General features: G+C 39.6%; 22 protein-coding genes and 1 pseudogene. 13 read left to right on the top strand and 10 right to left on the bottom strand.

What is annotated here, in order from left to right; all coding sequences use genetic code 11:
* The first annotated feature begins 20 nt into the window (after window positions 1-20).
* A complete protein-coding gene (locus ACNSN2_RS17875; protein WP_418609423.1) occupies window positions 21-1,799 on the top strand; it encodes an alpha-amylase family glycosyl hydrolase in 1,779 nt (592 codons plus the stop codon).
* A gap of 66 nt (window positions 1,800-1,865) precedes the next feature.
* On the opposite strand, the gene ACNSN2_RS17880 is transcribed toward ACNSN2_RS17875, so the two are convergent.
* Window positions 1,866-2,945, bottom strand: a complete 1,080-nt coding sequence (locus ACNSN2_RS17880) for an ABC transporter substrate-binding protein (protein ID WP_418609422.1) — start codon at window positions 2,943-2,945, stop codon at window positions 1,866-1,868.
* 133 nt (window positions 2,946-3,078) lie between these two features.
* Between ACNSN2_RS17880 and ACNSN2_RS17885 the strand changes: the two genes are divergently transcribed.
* Window positions 3,079-3,468: a cytochrome b562 gene (locus tag ACNSN2_RS17885; RefSeq protein WP_054201221.1), complete on the top strand. Its 390-nt coding sequence runs from the start codon at window positions 3,079-3,081 to the stop codon at window positions 3,466-3,468.
* Between the two features lie 9 nt (window positions 3,469-3,477).
* Window positions 3,478-3,864 carry an OsmC family protein gene (locus ACNSN2_RS17890; RefSeq protein WP_418609420.1) on the top strand — a complete coding sequence of 129 codons (387 nt, stop codon included), beginning with the start codon at window positions 3,478-3,480 and terminating at the stop codon, window positions 3,862-3,864.
* 50 nt (window positions 3,865-3,914) lie between these two features.
* Here ACNSN2_RS17890 and ykgO read toward each other — a convergent pair whose 3' ends face one another.
* Together ykgO and ACNSN2_RS17900 are read right to left on the bottom strand one after the other, a co-directional pair.
* Window positions 3,915-4,049, bottom strand: a complete 135-nt coding sequence (ykgO, locus tag ACNSN2_RS17895; RefSeq protein ID WP_004586489.1) for a type B 50S ribosomal protein L36 — start codon at window positions 4,047-4,049, stop codon at window positions 3,915-3,917.
* Window positions 4,046-4,312: a type B 50S ribosomal protein L31 gene (locus ACNSN2_RS17900; RefSeq protein ID WP_008463845.1), complete on the bottom strand. Its 267-nt coding sequence runs from the start codon at window positions 4,310-4,312 to the stop codon at window positions 4,046-4,048. The genes ykgO and ACNSN2_RS17900 overlap by 4 nt, the downstream gene beginning before the upstream one ends.
* A 233-nt stretch (window positions 4,313-4,545) precedes the next feature.
* Between ACNSN2_RS17900 and ACNSN2_RS17905 the strand changes: the two genes are divergently transcribed.
* The 3 genes from ACNSN2_RS17905 (at window position 4,546) to ACNSN2_RS17915 (ending at window position 6,813) form a co-directional block, all read left to right on the top strand.
* Window positions 4,546-4,815 carry a hypothetical protein gene (locus ACNSN2_RS17905; protein ID WP_010388978.1) on the top strand — a complete coding sequence of 90 codons (270 nt, stop codon included), beginning with the start codon at window positions 4,546-4,548 and terminating at the stop codon, window positions 4,813-4,815.
* A gap of 277 nt (window positions 4,816-5,092) precedes the next feature.
* The gene (locus ACNSN2_RS17910; protein ID WP_054201220.1) at window positions 5,093-5,899 is read left to right on the top strand and encodes an alpha/beta fold hydrolase; all 807 of its coding nucleotides are present in this window, start codon (window positions 5,093-5,095) and stop codon (window positions 5,897-5,899) included.
* Between the two features lie 5 nt (window positions 5,900-5,904).
* Complete coding sequence (locus tag ACNSN2_RS17915; RefSeq protein ID WP_008463850.1) at window positions 5,905-6,813, top strand: GGDEF domain-containing protein; 909 nt, start codon at window positions 5,905-5,907, stop codon at window positions 6,811-6,813.
* Between the two features lie 342 nt (window positions 6,814-7,155).
* On the opposite strand, the pseudogene ACNSN2_RS17920 reads toward ACNSN2_RS17915, so the two are convergent.
* Together ACNSN2_RS17920 and ACNSN2_RS17925 are read right to left on the bottom strand one after the other, a co-directional pair.
* A pseudogene (locus ACNSN2_RS17920) lies at window positions 7,156-8,196 on the bottom strand (metal-dependent hydrolase).
* A 113-nt stretch (window positions 8,197-8,309) separates the two neighbouring features.
* Window positions 8,310-9,197, bottom strand: a complete 888-nt coding sequence (locus ACNSN2_RS17925; RefSeq protein WP_054201652.1) for a LysR family transcriptional regulator — start codon at window positions 9,195-9,197, stop codon at window positions 8,310-8,312.
* 115 nt (window positions 9,198-9,312) lie between these two features.
* On the opposite strand from ACNSN2_RS17925, the gene ACNSN2_RS17930 reads away from it, so the two are divergent.
* From ACNSN2_RS17930 to ACNSN2_RS17940, 3 genes are all read left to right on the top strand, one after another.
* On the top strand, window positions 9,313-10,485 hold the full coding sequence (locus ACNSN2_RS17930; protein WP_198527828.1) for an MFS transporter: 1,173 nt from the start codon (window positions 9,313-9,315) through the stop codon (window positions 10,483-10,485).
* A 149-nt stretch (window positions 10,486-10,634) separates the two neighbouring features.
* Window positions 10,635-11,450 carry a 2,5-didehydrogluconate reductase DkgB gene (dkgB, locus tag ACNSN2_RS17935; protein WP_054201217.1) on the top strand — a complete coding sequence of 272 codons (816 nt, stop codon included), beginning with the start codon at window positions 10,635-10,637 and terminating at the stop codon, window positions 11,448-11,450.
* A 66-nt stretch (window positions 11,451-11,516) separates the two neighbouring features.
* On the top strand, window positions 11,517-11,804 hold the full coding sequence (locus ACNSN2_RS17940) for a putative quinol monooxygenase (protein ID WP_054201216.1): 288 nt from the start codon (window positions 11,517-11,519) through the stop codon (window positions 11,802-11,804).
* 43 nt (window positions 11,805-11,847) lie between these two features.
* On the opposite strand, the gene ACNSN2_RS17945 is transcribed toward ACNSN2_RS17940, so the two are convergent.
* Complete coding sequence (locus ACNSN2_RS17945) at window positions 11,848-12,501, bottom strand: DUF6058 family natural product biosynthesis protein (protein WP_008463860.1); 654 nt, start codon at window positions 12,499-12,501, stop codon at window positions 11,848-11,850.
* A 172-nt stretch (window positions 12,502-12,673) separates the two neighbouring features.
* On the opposite strand from ACNSN2_RS17945, the gene dapA reads away from it, so the two are divergent.
* Complete coding sequence (dapA, locus tag ACNSN2_RS17950) at window positions 12,674-13,591, top strand: 4-hydroxy-tetrahydrodipicolinate synthase (protein ID WP_010388964.1); 918 nt, start codon at window positions 12,674-12,676, stop codon at window positions 13,589-13,591.
* Between the two features lie 72 nt (window positions 13,592-13,663).
* Here dapA and ACNSN2_RS17955 read toward each other — a convergent pair whose 3' ends face one another.
* Window positions 13,664-15,481, bottom strand: coding sequence for a DUF4105 domain-containing protein (locus ACNSN2_RS17955; protein ID WP_418609415.1), 1,818 nt, complete (start codon window positions 15,479-15,481; stop codon window positions 13,664-13,666).
* A gap of 39 nt (window positions 15,482-15,520) precedes the next feature.
* Window positions 15,521-15,988 carry a DUF3015 family protein gene (locus tag ACNSN2_RS17960; protein WP_010388962.1) on the bottom strand — a complete coding sequence of 156 codons (468 nt, stop codon included), beginning with the start codon at window positions 15,986-15,988 and terminating at the stop codon, window positions 15,521-15,523.
* Window positions 15,989-16,305: 317 nt separating this feature from the next.
* Here ACNSN2_RS17960 and ACNSN2_RS17965 point away from each other — a divergent pair, with 317 nt between their 5' ends.
* A complete protein-coding gene (locus ACNSN2_RS17965) occupies window positions 16,306-17,607 on the top strand; it encodes a DEAD/DEAH box helicase (RefSeq protein ID WP_054201651.1) in 1,302 nt (433 codons plus the stop codon).
* A gap of 28 nt (window positions 17,608-17,635) precedes the next feature.
* On the opposite strand, the gene ACNSN2_RS17970 is transcribed toward ACNSN2_RS17965, so the two are convergent.
* Both ACNSN2_RS17970 and ACNSN2_RS17975 read right to left on the bottom strand, forming a co-directional pair.
* Entirely contained in the window at window positions 17,636-19,141 is a 1,506-nt protein-coding gene (locus ACNSN2_RS17970; protein WP_418609413.1) for an amidase family protein, read from the bottom strand.
* Window positions 19,142-19,233: 92 nt separating this feature from the next.
* Complete coding sequence (locus ACNSN2_RS17975) at window positions 19,234-20,841, bottom strand: NAD(P)/FAD-dependent oxidoreductase (protein WP_010388958.1); 1,608 nt, start codon at window positions 20,839-20,841, stop codon at window positions 19,234-19,236.
* A gap of 188 nt (window positions 20,842-21,029) precedes the next feature.
* Between ACNSN2_RS17975 and fdxA the strand changes: the two genes are divergently transcribed.
* Both fdxA and ACNSN2_RS17985 read left to right on the top strand, forming a co-directional pair.
* Window positions 21,030-21,353 (top strand): ferredoxin FdxA, encoded by a 324-nt coding sequence (fdxA, locus tag ACNSN2_RS17980; protein ID WP_010388957.1) that lies wholly within the window; start codon window positions 21,030-21,032, stop codon window positions 21,351-21,353.
* A gap of 141 nt (window positions 21,354-21,494) precedes the next feature.
* Window positions 21,495-23,741 (top strand): DUF5916 domain-containing protein, encoded by a 2,247-nt coding sequence (locus ACNSN2_RS17985; protein ID WP_418609411.1) that lies wholly within the window; start codon window positions 21,495-21,497, stop codon window positions 23,739-23,741.
* Window positions 23,742-23,824 lie beyond the last annotated feature (83 nt).

Raw genomic sequence — 23,824 nt, forward strand, 5'->3', positions numbered from 1 at the left:
TATACTTAAACGAGGCGCCTGTGGACATAATTAGGGAACAGTTTTTTCAACGAGTCGAACAACATTTACATACTATTTATCAAGGGGTTGAGTTACCTATGTCGGTAGCTGAGTTGGCTGAAGAATTAATCACCTTGATACTAGGTAATAACCCACTTCGCGATCCCACGCCGCACACTAATCGCTGGGATGAACAAGATATTGTTTTAATTGCCTATGGCGATTCTATTATAAATCATGAAGACAGTGAGTTAGCAGTTGGAACTCCCCTAGAGGCGCCGTTAAAAACTTTGCATCGCTTTATAAAAGAGCAGTGCGATCACCAGCTTAATGCACTGCATATTTTACCTTTTTATCCGTACAGCTCAGATGAAGGATTTGCGGTAATGAACTATGCGCAAGTTAATGAAGCGCTTGGTGACTGGCAAGACATAAATGCGATTGCCAACGATGTAAAGTTAATGGCTGATTTAGTGATTAATCATTGTTCTAGCCGAAGCCTTTGGTTTGAAAACTTTTTAACCGATACTCACCCAGGGAAAGACTACTTTAAAACAGCCAGTTTAACTGATGATTTAAGCCAAGTAGTGCGCCCACGAACCTCGCCATTATTACATACGGTAGCCACAGCAAGCGGTGATAAGCATGTATGGTGTACATTTAGTCATGATCAGGTGGATTTTAATTTTGAAAACCCTGAGGTTTTAAAAGAGTTTGTTGGCATTATTCGCCACTATTTAGATAACTGTATTCGCCTATTTCGCCTTGATGCTGTGGCCTTTTTATGGAAAAAACTCAACACCAGTTGTATAAACTTGCCACAAACTCATGAAGTGGTGCGTTTACTGCGAACGCTGATTGAGCATGCTGAGCCCAGTGTGGTGATTATTACCGAAACCAATATTCCTAATCAAGAAAACCTATCTTACTTTGGTAATGCCAACGAAGCGCATGCAATTTATAACTTTGCTTTGCCGCCGTTGTTATTGCATACCTTACTTAGTGGTGATAGTACGGCGCTTAAGCACTGGATGATGAGCATGCCGCCAGCGCAAAACGGTACCGCATATTTTAATTTTATAGCCTCTCATGATGGTATTGGTTTGAGGCCAATTGAAGGCTTATTACAACCGAGTGAAGTTGCTTCGTTAGTAAGCACGACCATGCAATTTGGGGGACGTGTTTCAATGCGCACTAGTCACGATGGCACGCATACCCCTTATGAGCTAAATATTGCCTTATTTGATGCCTTACAAGGGACGCACAATGGCGCAGATAAATATGGGCTTGAGCGTTTTTTGTGTGCCCATGCCATTATGTTTGCAATGGAAGGAATACCGGGGCTATATATACATAGTTTACTTGGTACAACTAATGACTATGAGCGTTTTGAAAATTCGCAGCACAATCGCGCAATTAATCGTCATCGCTGGCAAGAATCAAAATTATTAGCGGCTATTGAAGAAAAATACAGCCACCATCACCAGGTGTTCAAGGGAATAAAACAGTTATTATCAGTGCGTAAAAGACAAGCTGCATTCCATCCTAATGCTACACAATTTACTTTGCACTTAGGAGAGGGGTTATTTGGTTTTTGGCGACAAAGTATAGACCGCCAACAAAGTATTTTTTGTGTTTATAATATTAGCAGTCAGCCACAAAGCTTAACCTTAGCCGACTTAAACTTAATAAATACCCAGCAATGGGTTGAGCTAATTTCTAATACAACACTCGATGACGCGTTACAAACCATGCAGTTAGCACCCTATCAAACGCTTTGGCTATCTAATAAGGCATAAATAACGCAAACAATTACATTCAGAGTTTTAAATAAAGTAACCGCACTGTAAAGGGGCTTTACAGTGCTATTGCTTAAGCGCTAAAAGTAGATTTTCTATGGTAAATTTATGCCAGTCAGCGCGTGTTTTACTAAACTGTATAAAGTTTATTTCTGCTAGACCTGTTGTATTTATCGCCTTATATAAGGGGGTGTTTTCATCAGTAAGTGGGTCAAAAATATCAGCTGAACGATGAAGCAAAGGACTAAGTTTTGGTTGCGTATGGTTGTCGAACAGATTAACCAGAGCATAAGCACCTAACAAAACATGACCTCCTATAGATACATCAAGCTCTGAACCATTATTAGGTGGAACCTCCCAGTTAATACCGCCCACAATAACCTGAGATTGCATGTTTAGCTGTTTTAATGCCCTTTTTGCGCCAAAAGCAATGGCATCATTCGCACACCAAATAATGTTAATTTCAGGAGCTTGATGCATATACGCCAAAGTTTTTGTAAACCCTTCTTGTTCAGACCAATTGGCAACCTCTTTAGCGATTAAAGTAACTTGCGGCGTTTGCGCTAAAAAATCCATTAACCCTTGAGTGCGCATAATAGAAGCAGGCGTTGCATAGTCGCCTAATAACGCCAATATATGTGCGCTAGTTGTTGTTTTATTGGTAAACTTTTTATAAAGCTGCTGCATCAATGATTTACCTGCAACGCGATTATTTGGGGTAATACTACCGACTATGTTAGTGCCATTTTTACGTAACATATCGAGTGACGCAGGCGAGGGGCGATTTAATAAAAAGTAAATAGGGACATGTTTACTGTCTATTTTAGAGAGGTACTTACTGGTAACATTTTTTTCGTTTACGAGGATCAGATAATCGGGCTTATCATTTATAGCCTGCTGAATAAGCTCTTTCATTAAAATATGATTTCGGTTTGCGTATTTTGTCGTTAATGTAACATCTAAATCAGTGGCTGCATTTTGCATGATTTTAGAAACATCAAACCAAAAGTTTCCTGTGTTGTTTTGTGCATTTTCAGTATTAGAAAAACCAGGGTTAATAAATATGACTTCTAGGGCATGAGCACTATAACTACTCAACAGAATGCAGGTAAACGTTAGCAGGCGGTATAATTTAAACAAGGACATACATTTCTCTGTAAACTTTTTAAAGCCCAACTTTATCCTTGTGCAAGTGCTCCGTGTGACATCTAGGCGTTATGCTATATAATACCTCAGTAAGTTTAGTATGTATGCAACAATTATTTTTTAGGATGTATTAATGAAAGCAGTTTTGTTGTTAATGGTATTAATATTTAGTCAAACAGTTGCCGCAAATGAAATGAGCGACTTAGAAAAGACCATGAAAAACATTGGGCTTGCTTATAAACAAAGTGTTGAAGCAACCCAGTTAGCAGAATTTAATGGCGCTATCGATGAATTTATTAAATTGATAGAGCAAAGTAAGCAAGCCAAGTTTTATAAAGAAGCTGAAAAGTCGGTGCAAGGGTTAGATAAGGTGCTGATTCAAGCCCAGTTAGCCAAAAAAGTAGCGAACGAGCAGGGGCTTGAGTCGGCAAAAAAACCACTTAAGGCGATTGATAATTTGCGCAAAAAATATCACGAATTACACGAGCCTCCAGGCTTTTTTGAATTATTGTTTGGAAAATAAGGATTAGTAATGGAAATTTCGGTTTCAATGTTAGATGGTCAAAAATTAAGTGCTAAGTTTGGTGAGCATGAAGTTATAAGCGCCCAAAGCATAAACGCTGGTGGTGATGCAGAACATCCAGAACCGTTTGACTATTTTTTAGTAAGCATGGTGTTGTGTGCTGGTTTTTATGCGCGTAAATTTTGTCAGCAAAGAGAGATCTCGACCGAGGGGATGACACTGACACAAAATAACGAAAATGTAGATGAAAACGGTAAGAAGCTTTTTTCAATCGAAATTGGCTTGCCAGAAGGTTTCCCAGCTAAATATAAAAAAGCGCTGATTGCTGCGGTGAATACATGTACCGTGAAAAAGGTTATTCAAGCAGTGCCTGAGTTTTCTGTTGTAGTTAAATAAACAGACCCTAATAATAATGCCGAGTATAAACTCGGCATTATTTTATCTTGCTACTTTTTCTTCATACCCTGCACAGCTTTAAATCTAGGGTTATCTTTACATATCACGAATACTCGCCCTTTGCGCTTTACAATTTGACAACCTGGTCGTTGTTTTGCACTTTTTAATGAACTTAAAACTTTCATTTGCTTTCCTTTTTAGCTGTAGAGAGGTTTTTAAACCGACGATTAAATTGCGCAACGCGTCCATCAGTAGCGAGCGTTTTTTGTTTGCCTGTATAAAATGGATGTGAGTCACTTGAGACATCAATAGGAACATAAGGATATGTTTTACCCTCAATTTCTATAGTGCGATTGGTTTTAATGGTTGAACCAATAATAAAGTAAGAATCAGCTGCAGTATCATGAAAAGCAACCACATGGTAATCAGGGTGAATATTGGGCTTCATAAAATGCCTTTAGTGTTATGTGATAGTATATCATTTAATTTAACGTATTTATTTTCCCTTTGCAAATCATTTTAAATAGCCTTAAACGCAGTGTAATTGCTGCGTATTTGCACAAACTAGTCAAAAAATAAGCACTTAGATCAAAAGTACTGGCTATTAGTATTTAGGCTGCTATAACTAGACTCAGCGAACAAAAATAATAAAAATTTAATAACGTTAATAGAGGTAGTTTTATGAGTGACGCTCAGGCACAACAAGACCAAATCGACCAAGGAGTCATGGATACTCTCAGAGAGCGTGACCACAGTATATTGGCTAAACAAGTTGATTCGTTAGGGTGTTCTCATAACGACATCATTGAATTACTTGCTCATTATTTAGCATTAAGCGAACAAGAAGATGATGAATTATTTGACGATTGGTTTGACGCGCTTTCAAAAGAGCAACACACCGTATTAAAAGTATTTGAAGTTTATCGTGGGCAGTACGAGCACCAGAACTAATCCGTTTGGTTGTAATAGCCATTTTATTTAAGATGATGCCGGCTGCTAAAGATGTAATTTAATGTTAACAAAAGTGTGTGTTTTTATCCCTAAGCAAAATAAATAATCACACTTTTTAATACAATAGCATGTACTTTTTCTCTTGATGATTTTTCATCTAACTAATTGATGTATAAAGCTTTGCAATGAGTTAAACTTATTTATATAAACAGTAGTCCTCACTATGTTTAATAAATATACTACTTTTATTGGGTGAACAAAGAAAAGGATCATTCTAATGCCGCACTTAAATGAAATACGCAAAAGAAACAACGTCAAAATAATTGGCAAGGGTGATAAAACCTTGGTTTTGGCTCACGGATTTGGTTGTGACCAAAATATGTGGCGGTTTGTTACTCCAGTGCTTGAGCAACATTTTACTTTAGTGCTGTTTGATTATGTAGGCTCTGGTAAGTCTGATATTTCTCAATACAACAAAAAGCGTTATTCAACCCTTGATGGCTATGCCAAAGATGTACTTGAGATATGTGACGCACTTGATCTTAGCGATGTGACTTTTATAGGTCACTCTGTTAGCGCAACAATTGGGGCACTTGCCGCCATTGAGCAGCCAGAGTTATTTACTCAGCTTGTTATGGTTTGTCCTTCACCGTGCTTTTTAAATTTACCCCCTGATTATTTTGGCGGGTTTGAAAAACAAGACTTGCATGAACTACTTAACCTGATGGATAAAAATTACATTGGCTGGGCCAATTATTTAGCACCTTTAGTTATGGGTAGTTCTCACCCTGATGAGTTTATAGCCGAGTTATCGGGGAGCTTTTGTTCAACCGACCCATTGATTGCAAAAACCTTTGCAGAAGCCACTTTTTTATCTGATTATCGCGCGACGCTTAAACATATAAAACAGCCGTCATTAGTTTTACAAAGTGAACATGATGCTTTAGCCGCGCCATCTGTAGGCGAATTTGTCGCAAATGAAATACCTAACGCTACGCTCCAAGTTATAAGCGCACATGGTCATTGTATTCATATGACTCACCCAGAAACAGTCGGCCGTTCGATTATTGACTTTGTGAGTTAACCTTAATGCCACTGCATCAATTAGATGATAATAGAGTTACAGATTACTCTGCTGATTACTTTTTAAGTGGCGCATTGGTGACCAATGCGGATAACGTAATTGTTTATGTAAATACTTATTTTAAAAAGGAACTACACTGGCATTGCAATGAACTTATTGGCAAGTATATTGACAAAATCCTAACTAAATCTTCAAAAATATTTTTACAAAGTTATGTGCTTCCTACCTTAATACACGAAAAAAAATGCCAAGAAATGCAGTTAATTATGCTCAGTGCTCAGGGGGAGCGAATGGCGGTTACCGTTAATGCTCAGCTTGACGAAAAGGGGTTTATATACTGGAGCTTTTTTAATGCTACGCAGCGAGATAAACTCTACGATGAGTTGATAAAAACACGGGAAAAGCTAGAAGCACAAACTGAGCGCTTGCAATCTTTAGCGTCTACCGATGAGCTAACATCGCTATTAAACAGGCGTGAAATGGATTACCGCAGTGTTTTATTACTCGAACAAGCAAAAAGAACACACCGCTCAGTTGCACTATTAGTGATTGATATTGATGATTTTAAACAGATCAACGATACCTATGGTCATTTAGAGGGCGACAGGGTGCTAAAAGAACTAGGCCAATGTCTTAAAAAAATAAGCAGACAAACTGATTTAGTTGCACGCTATGGTGGGGAAGAGTTTTTAATTATGCTGCCCGACACCCATAGAGCAGATACCTTAATATTTTGCCAAAGACTACACCAATTAATTGCTGAAATTAAAGTGGGCAGTGAAGGGCTAACAGTCAGTGTAGGTGCATGTATGAGTGATAGTAACAGCACGTTTACTGAGCTGTTTAAGCATGCTGATAACGCTGTTTATCAGGCTAAGGCAAACGGCAAAAACACCACTTACATGCATTCTTGATTCATGTTACTAGGGTCTGTTGACCTTTGCGGATTAAAATTTGTTCAAACTAGGGGCGGTTTAATCGTGACGCGAGGTTTGTAACCTAGTGGGCTAAGTAAAAACCGAGCAACAAAGAGCAAATTGCCCCTAGGCAGAACCCTTCGGGCTGCCCCTGTTTGGCATTGATGCTGCGTTATCGCTTATTTATGGGGAATAACCACACTACATAGGCTCTGCCTTGCCTAAATACCAAACAGACTGCTGCAAATATAACCTTGAAAGGTCAACAGACCCTATTCGAGTGATTAAGCAACAATGTTGTTTGGCTCTTTTTACAAGCAGTGCTTGCTTAACCCTTAATTATGGCAACGAGCAGTTATTTTTAGCCAATGGAGATGCCAGCGAGACTTCGGGTTGCCATATTCGATGCCAAATATTACTGGCATTGCTAAAACTAGGACGCTGAGAGAGTCGCTCAAAGCTACCCACTTTAATACCCGAGTCAGCTTGCTCACCCACCACAAAGTTAAATACGTATTGGCATTCCATACCCATTCTTAAATCTGACAAAATCACGTTATCGGTTTGCTGGCGAATAGAATAAAACCCTTTTGTAAACCATTGTAGTCTTTGTATGCCCCATTGGTTGTCAATAGGCTTAATTAAAGACGGTGTTGTATTGTAGGCATTTAAGGTTACATCACTGGGCGAGTCAAACACGGAGGCATAACCCTCGTAGTAGTGACCGTCAGACATCACTACTACACGCCAAAGTAAAGTAGTGAGCGGGGCAGGCGTACTAATATAGCCGGTTGCGTCAATATCGCGATTGTTCAGTGCTGTTTTTACCTTGTCGTCAATATTGAGTTTAAACACAAAGGCAAGGCATAAATACGCTGTGCTTAGGCTAAGTGTAATTGCATTGATTTTATAGGCTTTACTTGTGCTTATTTTAGGTAATAAAGTAAAAGCTAAACCAATTAATTACGGTAAGGTGTAAAGGGGGTCAATAATAAACATGCTGGATACCGCAAAAGGGTATTCACTTAAGGGCCACATTAGCTGAGTACCATAAACGGTGAGTGAATCTAATAAAGCATGTGTTGATAAGCACAAAAAAACTAACCAAAACCAACGAGCTTTATAAGCCTGCATGCCTGTGTGTATTTTTAATATTAGCCACACAATCAGCGGGCTTATTAATAAATGCACAAATAAAGAATGGCTAAAACCGCGATGATAGGTAAATGCCTCTACACTGCCGCCATAGGGTAAAAATACATCTAGATCGGGTAAAGTGCCTAAAATAGCGCCCCACGCAACGGCTTTTCTACCTACTTTATTGCCTAGTACCGCGTAGCCTACGGCACTGCCTAATGCAACTTGTGTTAAAGAATCCATACTACCTCATCCAAATAATGCAACTGCAGTGTTTATACTCAGCTTAATCTTAAAACCGTCAATAATGTAAATTATTTCATTAAGTTGCTCTTTAAACTCAATTTAAAAGCGATTTATAAACTTAGTCGCGGTTGTATAAAATCTAAAAATGCAACGATACGGGAAGAAACCGCCCCATTTTTGTAATAAACGCCATAAATAGATTCTCGATTATTTGGGCTACTTACGCTGTGAGGTAAAACTTCTATTAATCGTTTTTTGGCTAAATCTTCTGCAATCATAAATTGTGAGAGAAGTGCTATGCCTTGATCAGCAATACATAAATGCCTAATGGTTTCGCCGCTGCTAGCCCTTAAATCAAAATGCAGTGATTGCTGATGCTTCAAGGGCCATTGATTAAGAGTATTGGGCTCACTGAAGCCAATTAGGTTATGGTTTTTAAGATCTGAAACTTGCTGTAACGGTGGCGCATTTTTTAAATAATCAGCGCTTGCGACCAATTTTAATTTACTTTGGCCTAATTTTCGCGCGTGCAGGTTTGAATCTTTTAAGTCTCCAATGCGAATAGCTAAATCTGTTTTGCGCTCAAGTAAATCAATAATATTGTCGTGTGAGGTAATATCGAGCGTGATTTGCGGGTATTGTTTTTTAAACTCATTAACTAGTGGCGCTAGTTGATGCAAAACAAAAGGGCTTGCTGCATCTATACGCAAGTGCCCGCTAGGTGCTTGCTTAAGTAGCTTTATTGTTTCTTCTCCGAAGAGCAGCGTGTTTAAAGCCTTACGCGCATATTCTATGTATATATGCCCTTCCTCGGTAAGTTCTAAGCGCCGAGTTGTTCTGTTTAGTAATGTGCAGTTTAGCCTACTTTCGAGGCGAGATAGCGCTCTTGAAACCTTAGCTACATTTAAATCAAGTAAACTGGCCGCACCGGAAAAACTGCCACAATCAACAATGGTAATAAACATTTCTAGATCTTCAGTTTTAGCTTGAACAGGCATAAATTCACTCATTTATATTTGCAAAATAAACAAAAGTATTTTGCCATTTATGCTATTTATTGCAAAGGAGTTTTTACACACACTATGCATCTATTTTAAAAATGAGGATGTATTTATGCCATTGGCTTTATGGGCGCTTACCTTAAGCGCATTTGCAATTGGAACAACCGAGTTTGTTATAGTGGGTTTAGTGCCAACTATTGCAAACGATTTAGGCGTGAGCTTACCATCAGCAGGCTTACTAGTGAGCTTATATGCAGTTGGTGTAGCTATTGGCGCACCGGTACTCACTGCATTAACGGGGCGCTGGAACCGAAAAGTGGTACTTATAAGCCTTATGGGCTTATTTGTTATGGGTAATTTATTAGCTTGGCAAGCGCCGAGTTACGAAACACTAATATTGGCACGCATACTAACAGGCTTAGCTCATGGTGTATTTTTCTCTATTGGCTCAATGATAGCAACAAGCTTGGTAAGTAAAGACAAAGAGGCGAGCGCTATTGCAATTATGTTTACCGGCCTTACGGTAGCGCTTGTAACGGGTGTGCCATTAGGAACATGGATTGGCCAGCACTTTGGCTGGCGTGCAACGTTTTTAGTGGTTTCGGCATTAGGTTTAATTGCGCTAATTGGCAGCGCTATTTTAGTACCAAAAAACTTAAAGCAGTCTATTCCGGCGACGTTTAAAGAGCAGCTACAGGTTATTGTTAAGCCGCGCTTATTGCTCGTTTATTTAATGACTATATTAGGCTACGGCGGTACGTTCACCGCGTTTACTTATTTAGCGCCTATATTAGAGCAGCAAACTGGCTTTTCACCATCCGTTATTGGTTTAATAATGCTGGTTTATGGTGTGTCGGTGGCTGTTGGTAATATATGGGGCGGAAAATTAGCCGACAAGCGAGGCCCAATTAGTGCACTGAGTATTATATTTAGCGCGTTAACAATTATTTTATTGGCTTTCACCTTTACTATGGAATCAAAAGTAGCCGCAGTGCTGACTATTTTAATATGGGGGGCATTTGCATTTGGTAATGTACCAGGATTGCAGCTTTATGTAGTAAAACAGGCAAAAAAGCACACTCCTAATGCGGTAGATGTAGCATCGGGCTTAAACATAGCGGCGTTTAATATTGGAATAGCCTTAGGCTCTGTTACAGGGGGGCTTGTAGTCGAGCATATGGAACTAAAAGATACCGCATGGATTGGGGCCGTTGTTTCATTACTGGCTTTAATAGTCACTCGATACAGTGGCAGGCTAGATAAACATAATGTTCAGGCTAAATAAAGCCGAACTCATATAGGTTAGTCTTGAAATAAAAATTAATGACCTCAGTATTCACATGAGGTCAAAATTTTAAATCAAAAAAAGTAATAGGTGTATTTAGTAAACGCGTCGTTTGAATTTTAAACCTATTATTAAACAAGGATAAAGCTATGACACAACGTGTAATTGAAATGCCAGATTTAGGTATGGGTACTTTTCGTTTAGAAGGTAAAACAGCTTATGAATCTGTAAAAATGGCGTTAGAAGTTGGATTTCGCCACATTGATACCGCGCAAATATATGGCAATGAAGAGCAAGTTGGCCAAGCAATTAAAGACAGCAATATTCCTCGTGAAGAATTATTTATAACCACCAAAGTATGGAATAACAAGCTCAACAAAGCTGACTTTGTTGACAGTGTTAAAACATCTTTAGAGAAGCTACAGCTTGATTATGTCGACTTATTGTTAATTCATTGGCCAGCGCCCGCAAATAATGAACCCATGAGTGAATATTTAACCGAGCTGCTATTAACAAAAAAGCTGGGGTTAACTAAACATATTGGTGTATCTAACTTCACCATTGCCAACTTAAATGAGGCAATGCAAACCTTAGATCCTCGCGAAATATTCACTAATCAAATTGAGGTACATCCATATTTAACCAACACTAAACTGCGCGCTTTTTGCGATCAACATAAAATTCATGTTACCGCCTATATGCCATTTGTTGTGGGTAAGGTATTAACAGATCAAACCATTATTGATATTGCTAACAAGCACGATGCAACGCCAGCGCAAGTGGTTATTGCATGGGAAAATGCCAATGGCATGACCACCATTCCATCATCGACCAAGCGTAAAAACTTAGAAGATAACTTTAACGACAAAGTTAAACTTGATGATGAAGACATAGCGCGTATAGATGGCCTTGACTGTAACGACCGCCAAGCATCGCCAGACTTTGCACCGCAGTGGGATCAATAACCAAAGAGCTAAAGCTAAAACAGGTGCAGTAAAGCTGCACCTTTATTTTTTAAACAAGGAACACCCATGTTAACGGTAATTGCCACACTATCGAGCGAAAATAGCGATGCAGAGCGCCTTTTAACCGAGCTCGAAAACTTACAACAGTATTCGCGGCAAGAAGTAGGCTGCCTGCGTTACGAGCTATCAGTTAAAAACGATGCTGAGCAAACCACCTATTTAGTGAGTGAGCAATGGGCGTCTACTGAGCATTTCGAAGCCCATAAAAACGCACCTCACTTTAAAGCCTTTGGTGATGCAGTAGGTACATTTATTACCTCTACTAATATTGATGTGTATAAAACCATTGGTTAACAGCACAAAGCTAATAGCCAATCCTCCTATAAGCACTCCCTCTTTATTTAATCGATAAATCGTATTTTAAAATAAGGGCATCAATATAGCGGCTACGTAATGTAAGTTGCTTTTCGTGATCGGCGCCATGGCTAAGGGCTTTATTTAAAAGCTTCATGGCGGGGTGAATGCGGGTGCGCTCATCTTTATCTAAACTGGCTTTGCTGCGCAGCTCGGTTATATCGTCTACTAATAATCTGCCAATATCCACAGCAACAATTTCATCAATTAAGCCATTTTGGGTAAGCACCCCATATTTGCTGCATAAAAACTGTTGCCACACTTGCTGTAAATGTTCTTCTATTTCACAGCCAAACAGTTCCTCGTTAAATATAAAGCCTTGTTGTGCAAGCTTAGCCAAGCATTGGGTATAGTGCTGAGCAAACAGATTAAACGCCTGATTAGATGACTCAATTTTTTGCTTTATAACTCCCTGTCCCCAGTTTACGCAGCCTCGGGGATAATAATCGTCGTATTCTTCACACTCATATAAGCCTGAGTAAGAGCTGCAACTCATCTGGTTTTTAATGCAATAACTTGGCTTAGGAAAAATGCTTTGAGCTTGCCAATCTTCAAGAGTTTCAGTGTCTATGTTGAGTGCTTGGCATAACTCATCAGTGTGATAAAAGTGAGTGCTTAAATAGTCAGATAAACGCATAGTGGCTCGCTTAATAGTAAAAAACAAAATACTGTTTATTTATACAGTTGTTTATTTTGTATCATCAAACCCAATAACACAAGCCATTTTATAATTAAATACTGGCTATCACTGCAAATAGCGCGGTAAATATGGTACAAATAGGCCAAGTATTAATAACAATGATTTTTTTATGCGCACCCTAGAACAAATTAAACAAGCAAGCCTTATTACTGCAATTAAAACACCTTACTTAGCCAATGGTGAGATCGATCTTGCAAAGTATGATGAACTCGTTGAAATACAAATTGCAGCGGGTGTTGACGGCATAGTTGTTGGTGGCACCACCGGTGAAGGCCAGTTAATGAACTGGGAAGAGCACTTAATGCTAATTGCGCACAGTGCCAATAAATTTGGTGATAAATTACTGATTGTAGGCAACACCGGAAGTAATAATACGCGCGAAGCAATTAAGGCAACTAAATATGGTTTTGCCAGCGGCATGCATGCCTCATTGCAAATTAACCCTTACTACGGGCGCACATCAATTGCCGGTGTTAAAGAACACTTTAAACGTGTGCTTGATATTGGTCCGGCGTTTATTTACAACGTAGCAGGGCGCACAGGTCAAGACCTCACCCCTGATATTATTGAACCACTAGCACAGCATGAGCACTTTATTGGTGTTAAAGAATGTGGTGGCAATGAGCGTATAGCGCACTATGAACAACAAGGTATTGCGTGTTGGTCTGGGAATGATGACGAAGCACACGATGCACGCCATATCCATAAAGCACATGGTGTTATTTCAGTTACGTCTAACCTGATCCCAGGGTTGTTCCGTCAATTAATGGATAGTAAAAATGATGCGCTTAATAACTCATTACAACCATTAATGAATTGGCTGTTTTGCGAGCCAAACCCAATTGCCATTAACACCGCGATGATCATGACCGGCGCAGTAAACCCTGTGTTTAGAATGCCTTACGTACCGCTCAACGATGAGCAACAGCAACAAGGTGAAACGCTAATTAATCAGCTTAATGAGCAAGACTTTGTCGGTAGTCGAGCGCAGTGTGTAGATATTAGTAAGGTTTTGATTTTATCTTAAACTGTTAGATTATTTACTAAATACTAAATTTTCAAAGCAGCCTGCTGTAAACACAGAGGCTGCTTTTTTATATCATTGCCAATAGTAGTTGAATTTAAGCTGCCACATAGCTGAATTGGCATGTGTTACTGCTAATCTAATATCAATATCTTGGCTAATAGGCACTGCCAGTTCTAGTTTGGTTTGCGCTGGGTTTTTAGCATTTAAGAATGACTTTTCATAGGATGCTCTGAGTTTAATACCTGAGTCAGTACCGGTAATAATCCCCATCTCTACCGACGAATCATAAAAGTGGCTGTTTTTAGCTAAATCACCCAAATAACCATTAATTAAACTATAGGCCAAGGTGTTGTTGCTAAACTGCCAAGCCTGTCCGGCTCCCCCCATAACAAAGCCGCGTTTACAGGTTCTGCACAGTGCTGGCTGCCTATCGAATCCCACATTGATTTTCCACGACCACTTAGATTCATTAGCCCAAGACAATTGGTTTGGATTGAATGACTCTAAATCTAATAAATGAATTTTGTTTATGTAAGTTTCGCCATTTGTAAACATCAGCTCGGTATCTAACATTTCTAAATTAGAAAATGGAATGCGAGCAATATCAGAGGCAAGGGTATCAAAATAGCTCAGCCTAAAACCCAGAGTGTACTGTGTTTGCTCAGCCGTGTGCATCGCAGAAATTGAGCTGTTAGAGGGCTTTTGGCCTTTATGTGGAGGCTGCTGGGTAAATTGAAATTTAACTTTGTTTTCGCCCATTGGTAGCTTTAAGCGCGCTTTGATTAGCGCATTTTTTAACTCACTTATTTTTACAGGAGTTTGCTTTTGAATTTGTTTCACTTGTACAAGTTCAAATAAAGCGCCAATAATGGCTTTTTGAGACTGCACTGGCAAAGCTAAAAACGATTCGTTTTTAAGTACTGCTGATTCGGCAAAGATTTGTTTGGCAAAGCTGAGCTCTTTTTCACTTAAAGATTGCACATATTTTGAAAATACAGTGTCGCGCGAGGGAGTAAATGTGATGTTTTTAACCGCTGATTGCCCTTGGTAAGTGGCCGAGTTTAACCTTGAAAAAATAGTGGCAGGTATTACCCAAGGAGAGCTTTCGCTAGTTAGTTGATCGCCAATAATCAACTCAACAATCTGTGCGAGATGAAACGCGCAGTTTTCATCGGCAAAGTAATAATCAAATTCAGTGCCTAAAATCTCCCATAAGTGATTAGCAATAAAAGCCACATCGCGCTCGTTTAGATTTAGGGTATATTCCCATAAATCTCTTAACTCTATTTCGCCGTAATTATGCTGGTGGCGGTAAAATAGTTGATCTGAAAAACCAGCTTTATAACCACCAAATAAGCCTTTAAGAATATAAACTATGCCGTTTTCATTGTCAGGAACATGTGCGCCATAGTTAATACTGTAATCTAATAATTTGTTTTTTGATTCGGTTGAGCGATTAAGTTTAAGTAATAAATGACCATATAACGATGCGGGGTTACTCATATAACCAGAGGCAAATACTAAACTAACAGAGTGAATTGCTTGCTGCTCGCGCCATTGCTGTAACTTTGGACACTCTGCAGCTGGCATTGAAAAGGTTAAACCTTGCTCTTTAAGCCATTGGTAACGCGCAGGGTAGCGACATTGTGTTAAGGGCTGGTTATTAAAAGCATGGATTGTTGCTTTTAATTCAGCAACGGGATCATTACGTCCGTTATCTGCGATAAAAAAGGATGCGTTAGTAATATAACTAATAGTAGTTGGTTGATTTTTGTAATGCCCTAATTTCAACCATATTGGGTGTTTTGCTAAAACAGAGATAGATTGCGTGGCAGAACTTGAGAAAGATATTAATAAAAAAACGCTAATTAAATAAAATAAAGGTTTCATTGTTTAACCAAAAAAAAGGGCTGTTAAGCCCTTTAATTATTAGATTGCAGCGCATTGAGATGAAAAGTTAGTTGTAATTTTACCTTCAACTAATTCATAAAATGCTTGTGCATTGTCTATTGGTGCGTTTGCGTAATCGCTGCGTACCGAAGTGATAATTTGTTGATGAGCAGTTACATCACAACCACGTACGTTAAGCATTGCAGAGATATACTCGCCTTCACCCTGTGCTATTTCTTGTTCTAATACAGGAAAAGTTTGTTGAATAAACTGTGCTGTTTTTACGTTAGCGCCTTCACAGCTCTCTACTGAAGAAATGTTAGACGATACCGCGGTTGTTCCTAAATCCCAAATAATATTAGAAATTGCTGCCGCAACGCCATTGTCTGGGAAAACCATTGCACCAATACCACATTGTTGCCATGGGTTGATGCCACTTTTTGCTTGTGACGGCATTGAAACGAACGCGCTTACTAATACCGCAGCAGTTAAACATCTTTTTATCATTATTAATTTCCTTTAATTTATATACACCCCACAAAACGGGCGAAGAAGTTTACCTGTTTTGGTTATTTAAATGCAAATAGTTATGTAACACAATGTAAAATAACGGTGTGAAATTTATAAAAGTGCAATAAAGGCGTGAATTAACGGGAATAAATCTTGCGAGTTAATACCATTTAGCTAACTTAAACAACAGCTGATAATCGCTAATTATCCTGCATTTTATAAATTAGCGGTTTCTGTTGTTTAAAACTAACTGTTTAAGCGATTTTACTGTATAATTTGCGACCCTTGATAATGTGGCCGCAGGTTATACAGCAATGAATTTTAAATCTTTTAGTTTTGCCCCTGAACTTATTCAGGCGTTAGACGAACTTAATTACCACACCCTTACGCCCATTCAGCGCGCAGCTATTCCGGCTGTTCGTAAAGGTAAAGACGTTTTAGCAAGTGCACAAACCGGTACAGGTAAAACCGCTGCATTTGCACTCCCTATTATTCAAAAGTTATTTGAGTCAGATTGCAGCACTACGAATGCGCCAAGCGCCTTAGTCCTTGCGCCTACGCGTGAGCTTGCAGAGCAAATAGCGAATAACTTTAAAGACTTTGCTAAGTACACTCAGTTAAAAGTAGTGAGCTTATTTGGTGGTGTTAATACCGCAGGACAAGAAATTGCACTCAAAGAAGGTGTTGATGTTGTAGTAGCAACACCAGGACGTCTACTTGATCATATTCGTTTAGGTAACTTAAGCCTTGCTCAAGTAAAACACTTAGTACTTGATGAAGCTGACCGTATGCTTGATATGGGCTTTATAAATGACATGCAAAGCGTGATAAAAAGCTGTGCAGATGAGCGTCAAATTTTATTGTTTTCAGCTACCTTCCCAGCAGCAATTAAACAGTTTGCCTCTAAAGTGTTAAAGCAGCCTGAAATTGTTCGTGTTGATCAAACTAACAGCACTGCAAGTACAGTACAACACGTGGTTTACCCAGTAGAGGAGCGCCGTAAGCAAGAGTTGCTTTCTGAGCTGATTGGTAAGAAAAACTGGCAGCAAGTGCTTGTGTTTGTAAACATGAAAGAAACCGCAGATGAGTTAGTGACTGAACTTAACCTAGACGGTATCCCAGCGGCAGTATGTCATGGCGATAAATCGCAAGGTAATCGTCGTCGTGCGTTACGTGAATTTAAAGAAGGCAAAGTACGCGTGCTAGTTGCAACAGAAGTAGCGGCCCGTGGTATTGATATTGACGGTTTACCGCGTGTTATTAATATTGATTTACCTTGGCTTGCTGAAGATTATGTTCACCGTATTGGCCGTACTGGTCGTGCTGGTAACCAAGGACAAGCAATTTCGTTTGTGAGTCGCGAAGAAGAAAACATGTTGTTTGAAATTGAAACCTTAATTGGTCAAAAAATTAAACGTGTTTACTTAGAAGGTTACGAAGTAAGTAATCGTGAAGTACTGATTGATAAGATTGGTAAAAAGCCAGCGCATTTACGCCGTACCCGTGCTAACAAGCCATCAGGCCAGGCTACCGGTGAAGCGAGAGCGAAAAACCGTTCGCGAATTTCTAATGTACGTAAAAGCTTAAAAGGCGAAAAGCTGTCACTTAAAAAGTAAGACAGCTAAGCCATTAAAAAACCTGAGTTTACTCAGGTTTTTTTGTGCCTAATACATTATCGATAATAGCAGCGTACGCATAAGCAGCCGCTTCATCGTTTTGATTAGCAATAACCGACAAACCTACCGGTAAGTGGCTTACTTTGCCAACCGGTAAAGTAATATGGGTCGTCCCTGCAATGGCAGGCAATGAACTGCTACTGCCTTTAAAGTTATCGCCGTTAATTAAATCGGTTTTCCAAGCCGGTGAAACGGTGGGCGCAATTACAATATCTAGCTTATTATTGCGGTATAAATTGCTAATAGCGCGCTTTGCAAGTGCGCGATATCGCGATTTGGTGCTTTTGTATTGTTGTTTTTCACTCAAATCAACTGCGTTAGCTTGTTGTAAAATATCTTGCTCAAAGTAGGGCATTTCCTGCTGTTTATTTGCGATATTAAATGCGATTAACTCGTCTAAACTTTTTACGGTTACCTGCGTTGGTGTTTTGCTTAAGTAGTGGTTAATTTCGGCTTTAAAGTCGTAAAGTAGGATGGCGTATTCATCAACGTAAAGCGTGCTTAAGTCATCTTTTACTGCAACATTGACAACGGTATGACCTGCGTCTTTTAATGTTTGTAACTGCTTAGCGTAAAGCTTTTGTGTTGCCACAGTAAACTTACTGGCAGGTAACGCGCCTATCCTCAGTGATGGCTTAGGCGCTATGCCATCAAGCGTTCTATTTACGTTGAGTGTCGATACATCGTCTGAGTCTTCACCTTGAATGACTGATAATACCGCGAGTGCATCTTTTAAAGAATGCGCCATTGGACCTACCGAATCTTGGCTACTAGAAAGGGGGATCACGCCTGCGCGTGAAACTTGCCCCATACTGGGTTTAATGGCGTACACCCCATTAACCGAAGCAGGGCAGGTAATCGAACCATCAGTTTCTGTGCCCAGCGCAATAGGCGCAAAATTTAAAGCAACCGCCACAGCAGAGCCTGAGCTTGAACCACACGGATTACGAGTTACATCATGGGCGTTATGGGTTTGTCCGCCAATGGCACTCCAGCCAGATGACGAATACGATGAGCGAAAATTAGCCCATTCACTTAAGTTCGCTTTGCCTAAAATAATAGCGCCTGCTTGGCGTAATTGTTTAACCACAAAGGCATCTTTATTAGTAACGTTATTTTTAAGTGCTAATGAACCCGCTGTGGTGGGTAATGTACCTGTTGTTTCAATGTTATCTTTTAGTAATACCGCAATACCATGTAAAGGGCCTGCCCATTTTCCGGCTTTAAACAGCGCATCGAGTTGTTTGGCTTGTTCAATTGCAGTGGGCTCAATACTAATTACCGCATTATATTTAGGATTGAGCTCGTTTATTCTGTCGATATAAGTGCGGGTAAGCTGCTCAGCCGTGGTGGTATTATTTTTATAGGCATTGTGAATGTCACTAATGGTTTTAAGCTCTGTATTATTATCCGCTGCGTATAAATTAGGTATTGTACAAACAAATAATGTTAAAAGTATCCGTTTTATAATCATTGTTATTATCTATTTTGTGAAAACATAGGTTATTTTTAGCACAAAAAAACCTCACTTTGTGAGGTTTTTCGATAAAGTATAATCTAATAGAGTTAAGCGTTTTCTAACATCGATAACGCAACCGCCTCAGCGGCTTTAATGCCATCAATACCTGCTGATAAAATACCGCCTGCATAACCTGCGCCTTCACCTGCAGGGTAAAGCCCTTTGGTATTAATGCTTTGGAAAGTTTTATCGCGCTTGATGCTGATAGGTGAAGACGTACGTGTTTCTACACCCGTTAGTAAGCCATCATTGGTTGAAAAGCCACGAATTTGTTTGTTAAAGGCAGGAATTGCTTCACGTAGCGCTTCAATGGCAAAAGCTGGCAGTACTTTGCTTAAATCAGTCAGTTTTATACCTGGCGTATACGAAGGCTGTACATCCCCTAAATTAGCAGACGATTTACCTTTTAAAAAGTCACCAATCAGCTGTGCTGGGGCATCATAATTTTTACCACCCAGCTCATAGGCTTGCTCTTCTAGCTTGCGCTGTAAATCGATACCAGCTAGAGGATGGCCTGGAAAATCTTTTTCTGGCGAAATACCCACAACAATAGCACTGTTCGCATTTCGCTCACTACGAGAATATTGGCTCATACCGTTAGTAACCACGCGGCCTTCTTCAGAGGTAGCGGCAACTACAGTGCCGCCAGGGCACATACAAAAACTGTATACGGTTCGGCCATTATTACAATGGTGTACCAATTTGTAATCGGCAGAGCCCAAAATAGGGTTACCCGCGTTATCGCCAAAGCGGCACTCATCAATCATTGATTGTTTATGTTCTATTCTAAAGCCTACTGAAAAGGGTTTTGCTTCAACATAAATGCCTTTATCGTGGATCATTTTAAACGTATCACGGGCACTGTGACCAACCGCTAAAACCACATGGCGAGTTTCAAGCTTTTCACCATTAGAAAGTGTCAGCCCTGTAACTTGGCCGTTGTCTAAATGGATATCGTCAACGCGGGTGCTAAAACGAATCTCACCACCAAGTTCTATAATTCGGGCGCGCATTTTTTCAATCATGGTTACTAGTTTAAAAGTACCAATGTGCGGCTTACTAACGTATAAAATTTCTTCAGGAGCACCAGCCTCTACAAATTCAGTGATCACTTTACGGCCATAATGTTTAGGATCTTTTACTTGGCTGTAGAGCTTACCGTCTGAGAACGTGCCTGCACCCCCTTCACCAAACTGAACGTTTGATTCGGTATTGAGGGCCTTTTTACGCCAAAAGCCAAAGGTGTCTTTGGTGCGTTCACGTACCTCTTTACCGCGCTCTAGAATTATTGGTTTAAAGCCCATTTGTGCCAGCACTAAACCGGCAAATAAACCACATGGGCCAAAGCCAATTACTACAGGACGCTCTTTAATGCTGCTATTAGCGTGTGCTACAAATTTGTAGTTGGTGTCAGGGGAGACTTTAACGTGTTGATCTTTTTCAAACGAGGCTAACAGTTGTGCTTCGTTATCTACCTCAACATCAAGCGTGTAAATCAGTAAAATGGCGCTTTTTTTACGTGCATCGTAACCGCGTTTAAACACATTGTAGCTGTGTAGCTGCTCTGGACTTATATTTAATTTATTGATGATGGCTTGGCCAATAGCATTTTCGTCATGGTCAAGCGGCAGCTTTATTTCGGTTAAACGTATCATTAATATCTCTTTTGGTGTCATAGCGGAAAGTAAATACCGCTCACAATAAGGGGAGTGCACAAAGCGCTAATTTATAAGCGCCATATATTACGTTAAATTGTTCGCTTTTGGCACATATTTATTGTGTTTTGGTAAGGGTTGGGTATGATCCGCAGCTGGTAAAGTTAAATATTAGGTATTAAACCACTATGGCGTTTGTAGTCACCGAAAACTGTATAAAATGTAAGTACACTGATTGCGTATCGGTGTGCCCTGCAGATGCATTTTTTGAAGGCCCTAATTTTTTGGCTATTAGCCCAATAGACTGTATTGACTGTGGTTTATGTGTGCCTGAGTGTGCAGCTGATGCAATTTATCAAGAAGATGAACTACCTGAATCGCAAAAAGAATTCACCCAGCTTAATGCAGAACTGGCAGAAATATGGCCACGTATAACGCAAGTTAAACCTGCACCTGAAGATGCCGATAGCTGGAATGGTGTGGCTAATAAATTAAAACTTCTCGACACATAACTACTTCCTAAAACTTATTATTAGTTTTTTGTTAATTTTATTGCAAATTTTAACGCGCAAGTGTTAACAAACGTACCTGTATAATTTACACTCCAGACCAAAGTTTACTTTCAACAAGTAAATAAACCTAAATGGATGTTTATGCAGTACTTTATACCTACAAAAATAATAAAATTGCTGTTATTGATCAGCTTCAGCCTTGTTTTAACTCTCAGCCCTTATGCACTTGCCGATAAGCTTAATTATCAACTTGCACACATTAATAAAAACATTGATGTAGATGGCGTGTTTAACGAGCCGCATTGGCAAGAAGCAACCCGTGTTGCGGTAAATTATCAAGATGAGCCGAATGAAAAGGGCACACCACCGGTAAAAACCGATGCGTATATTTATGACGATGGTCATAATTTGTATGTAGCTTTTGTTGCTTATGACCCAGAGCCGAGTAAAATTCGTGCGGCGCTTCGTGATAGAGACACGCTTTGGCAAGATGACAACGTCGGTTTGGTAATTGATACCTTTAACGATGAGCGTACCGGCTATGAGTTTTATGTAAACCCACTGGGCGCCCAAGGCGACATTCGCATGACAGATACCGATGAGTGGGTATCTGATTTATCGTGGGATGCTATTTGGGATAGTGCCGGTACCATAAACGATCATGGTTACGTGGTTGAAATGCGTATTCCGTTTAAAGCTCTGCGCTTTGCACAAAATCAAGCCGACTCTACTTGGGGCTTTTCGATGATGCGCAACTATCAGCGTGATGTGTTGTATCAGTTATCAAGTACCGGCTTTGACCGTGATATTAAATGCAGCTTGTGTCAATTTGACAAAATAACTGGATTTAATAATTTAGCACCGAGTAAGAATCTGCAATTAACGCCAACCTTAACCGCATTAAGAAACGATCAAAAAACACAGGTACCTGGTGCGTGGGATAACGGCGATGTAAATACAGAAGTAGGGCTTGATCTGCGTTGGGGCGTCACTAAAGATGCAGTTATTAATGCCACCATAAACCCTGATTTCTCTCAAGTAGAAACCGATTCGTTAGAACTGGATGTAAATACCACATATTCTATTTATTACGCTGAAAAACGTCCGTTTTTCTTAGATGGCGCATCATATTTCAAAAGTAATTTATTTGAACTGCTTTATACCCGTACCATAGCTGAGCCTAATATTGGTGCAAAGCTCACCGGTAAAACCGATAGCCACAGTTATGCGCTAATGTTTGCTGATGACGACAACAGTAATGTTTTACTGCCCAGCAACCAAGGCTCAGGCTTTGCCAGCCTAAATGATAAAACTAAGGCGGCGGTGGCTCGATACCAATATGATATTGGCCAACAAGGCACTATTGGTGTTACTTCAACACATAGAGAAAGTAGTGATTACCATAATACGGTGTTATCGGTTGATGGCAGCTATTGGTTTAATCAGTCAGATACGCTTAATTACCAAATAGCCCATGCTGATACCAACAACTCGCAGTTTTTAGTTGATAACTACAATTTAGCAGAGTCTCAGTCTGATCGGGCTTATGCATTAAAGCTGACCCGCGATAAGCGCGATTATAAGCTTTATGCAACGTATGACAATATTGGTGAGGATTACCGCACCGATCTAGGTTATCAAGAAAAAGTAGACTACGAAAAAGTAGGCTTTGGTGGCGGTCAAACTTGGTATGGTGATGAACATGACATGCTAACAACTTGGTCATACACCGCCGATTGGGATAAAACGTGGGCTCAAAATGGCGACTTGCTTGAAGAAGAATATGAAGGTTACATGACCTTTCAAGGTCAAAAGCAGTCTGTATTTGAGCTTGGTTTATTAAATCGCTATGAAAACTACAATGGCAATTTTTATAACCAAAATATTGGTTATTTATATACGGCTTTTAGACCTACTAAAGATCTAAGATTATCGTTATACGCCGAATACGCAAGCCGTATAGATTACACTAATGAGCAGCTAGGCGATGTTTTAACTACACAATCGCAGGCTGTTTGGGATATTAATAATCACTGGCAGGTCGATGTTAGACATAATTATAGTCATTTAGATGATTACCAAGGGCGACGAGTTTTCACCGCAAACCTTGTTGATTTTAGGCTTTATTATAAGCTTAGTATGCGCGCTATGCTTAAACTGATTTTACAGTTTGAAGATATAGACAGAAATGAAGATGCTTATTTTTATCAGGTTAGCGAAATCAACAAAGATTATGGTAGTCAGCTGGTTTACTCATACAAAATTAACGCACAAACGTTATTTTATTTAGGTTATTCAGATAAAGGTTATCAGGATGACTCGTTAAAAAGCATTGAGCGTGACCAACGTACTTTCTTTACTAAAGTCAGTTATGCGTGGCAGTTATAACGCTATTAATACTATAAAAGCAAGATTTTGTTAGGCAATAAAAAACACGCTACTGGGTAGCGTGTTTTTTTATAGAAAGCAAA

Source organism: Pseudoalteromonas sp. US3C1013, assembly GCF_048401115.1.
Taxonomy (GTDB): Bacteria; Pseudomonadota; Gammaproteobacteria; order Enterobacterales; family Alteromonadaceae; genus Pseudoalteromonas; species Pseudoalteromonas undina.

Bases quoted from the DNA above. Each gene is read 5' to 3' on its own strand.
- ACNSN2_RS17880 (WP_418609422.1), bottom strand. From the start codon at position 2,945: ATGTCCTTGTTTAAATTATACCGCCTGCTAACGTTTACCTGCATTCTG.
- ACNSN2_RS17885 (WP_054201221.1), top strand. From the start codon at position 3,079: ATGAAAGCAGTTTTGTTGTTAATGGTATTAATATTTAGTCAAACAGTT.
- ACNSN2_RS17890 (WP_418609420.1), top strand. From the start codon at position 3,478: ATGGAAATTTCGGTTTCAATGTTAGATGGTCAAAAATTAAGTGCTAAG.
- ykgO (WP_004586489.1), bottom strand. From the start codon at position 4,049: ATGAAAGTTTTAAGTTCATTAAAAAGTGCAAAACAACGACCAGGTTGT.
- ACNSN2_RS17900 (WP_008463845.1), bottom strand. From the start codon at position 4,312: ATGAAGCCCAATATTCACCCTGATTACCATGTGGTTGCTTTTCATGAT.
- ACNSN2_RS17905 (WP_010388978.1), top strand. From the start codon at position 4,546: ATGAGTGACGCTCAGGCACAACAAGACCAAATCGACCAAGGAGTCATG.
- ACNSN2_RS17910 (WP_054201220.1), top strand. From the start codon at position 5,093: ATGCCGCACTTAAATGAAATACGCAAAAGAAACAACGTCAAAATAATT.
- ACNSN2_RS17915 (WP_008463850.1), top strand. From the start codon at position 5,905: ATGCCACTGCATCAATTAGATGATAATAGAGTTACAGATTACTCTGCT.
- ACNSN2_RS17925 (WP_054201652.1), bottom strand. From the start codon at position 9,197: ATGCCTGTTCAAGCTAAAACTGAAGATCTAGAAATGTTTATTACCATT.
- ACNSN2_RS17930 (WP_198527828.1), top strand. From the start codon at position 9,313: ATGCCATTGGCTTTATGGGCGCTTACCTTAAGCGCATTTGCAATTGGA.
- dkgB (WP_054201217.1), top strand. From the start codon at position 10,635: ATGACACAACGTGTAATTGAAATGCCAGATTTAGGTATGGGTACTTTT.
- ACNSN2_RS17940 (WP_054201216.1), top strand. From the start codon at position 11,517: ATGTTAACGGTAATTGCCACACTATCGAGCGAAAATAGCGATGCAGAG.
- ACNSN2_RS17945 (WP_008463860.1), bottom strand. From the start codon at position 12,501: ATGCGTTTATCTGACTATTTAAGCACTCACTTTTATCACACTGATGAG.
- dapA (WP_010388964.1), top strand. From the start codon at position 12,674: ATGCGCACCCTAGAACAAATTAAACAAGCAAGCCTTATTACTGCAATT.
- ACNSN2_RS17955 (WP_418609415.1), bottom strand. From the start codon at position 15,481: ATGAAACCTTTATTTTATTTAATTAGCGTTTTTTTATTAATATCTTTC.
- ACNSN2_RS17960 (WP_010388962.1), bottom strand. From the start codon at position 15,988: ATGATAAAAAGATGTTTAACTGCTGCGGTATTAGTAAGCGCGTTCGTT.
- ACNSN2_RS17965 (WP_054201651.1), top strand. From the start codon at position 16,306: ATGAATTTTAAATCTTTTAGTTTTGCCCCTGAACTTATTCAGGCGTTA.
- ACNSN2_RS17970 (WP_418609413.1), bottom strand. From the start codon at position 19,141: ATGATTATAAAACGGATACTTTTAACATTATTTGTTTGTACAATACCT.
- ACNSN2_RS17975 (WP_010388958.1), bottom strand. From the start codon at position 20,841: ATGATACGTTTAACCGAAATAAAGCTGCCGCTTGACCATGACGAAAAT.
- fdxA (WP_010388957.1), top strand. From the start codon at position 21,030: ATGGCGTTTGTAGTCACCGAAAACTGTATAAAATGTAAGTACACTGAT.
- ACNSN2_RS17985 (WP_418609411.1), top strand. From the start codon at position 21,495: ATGCAGTACTTTATACCTACAAAAATAATAAAATTGCTGTTATTGATC.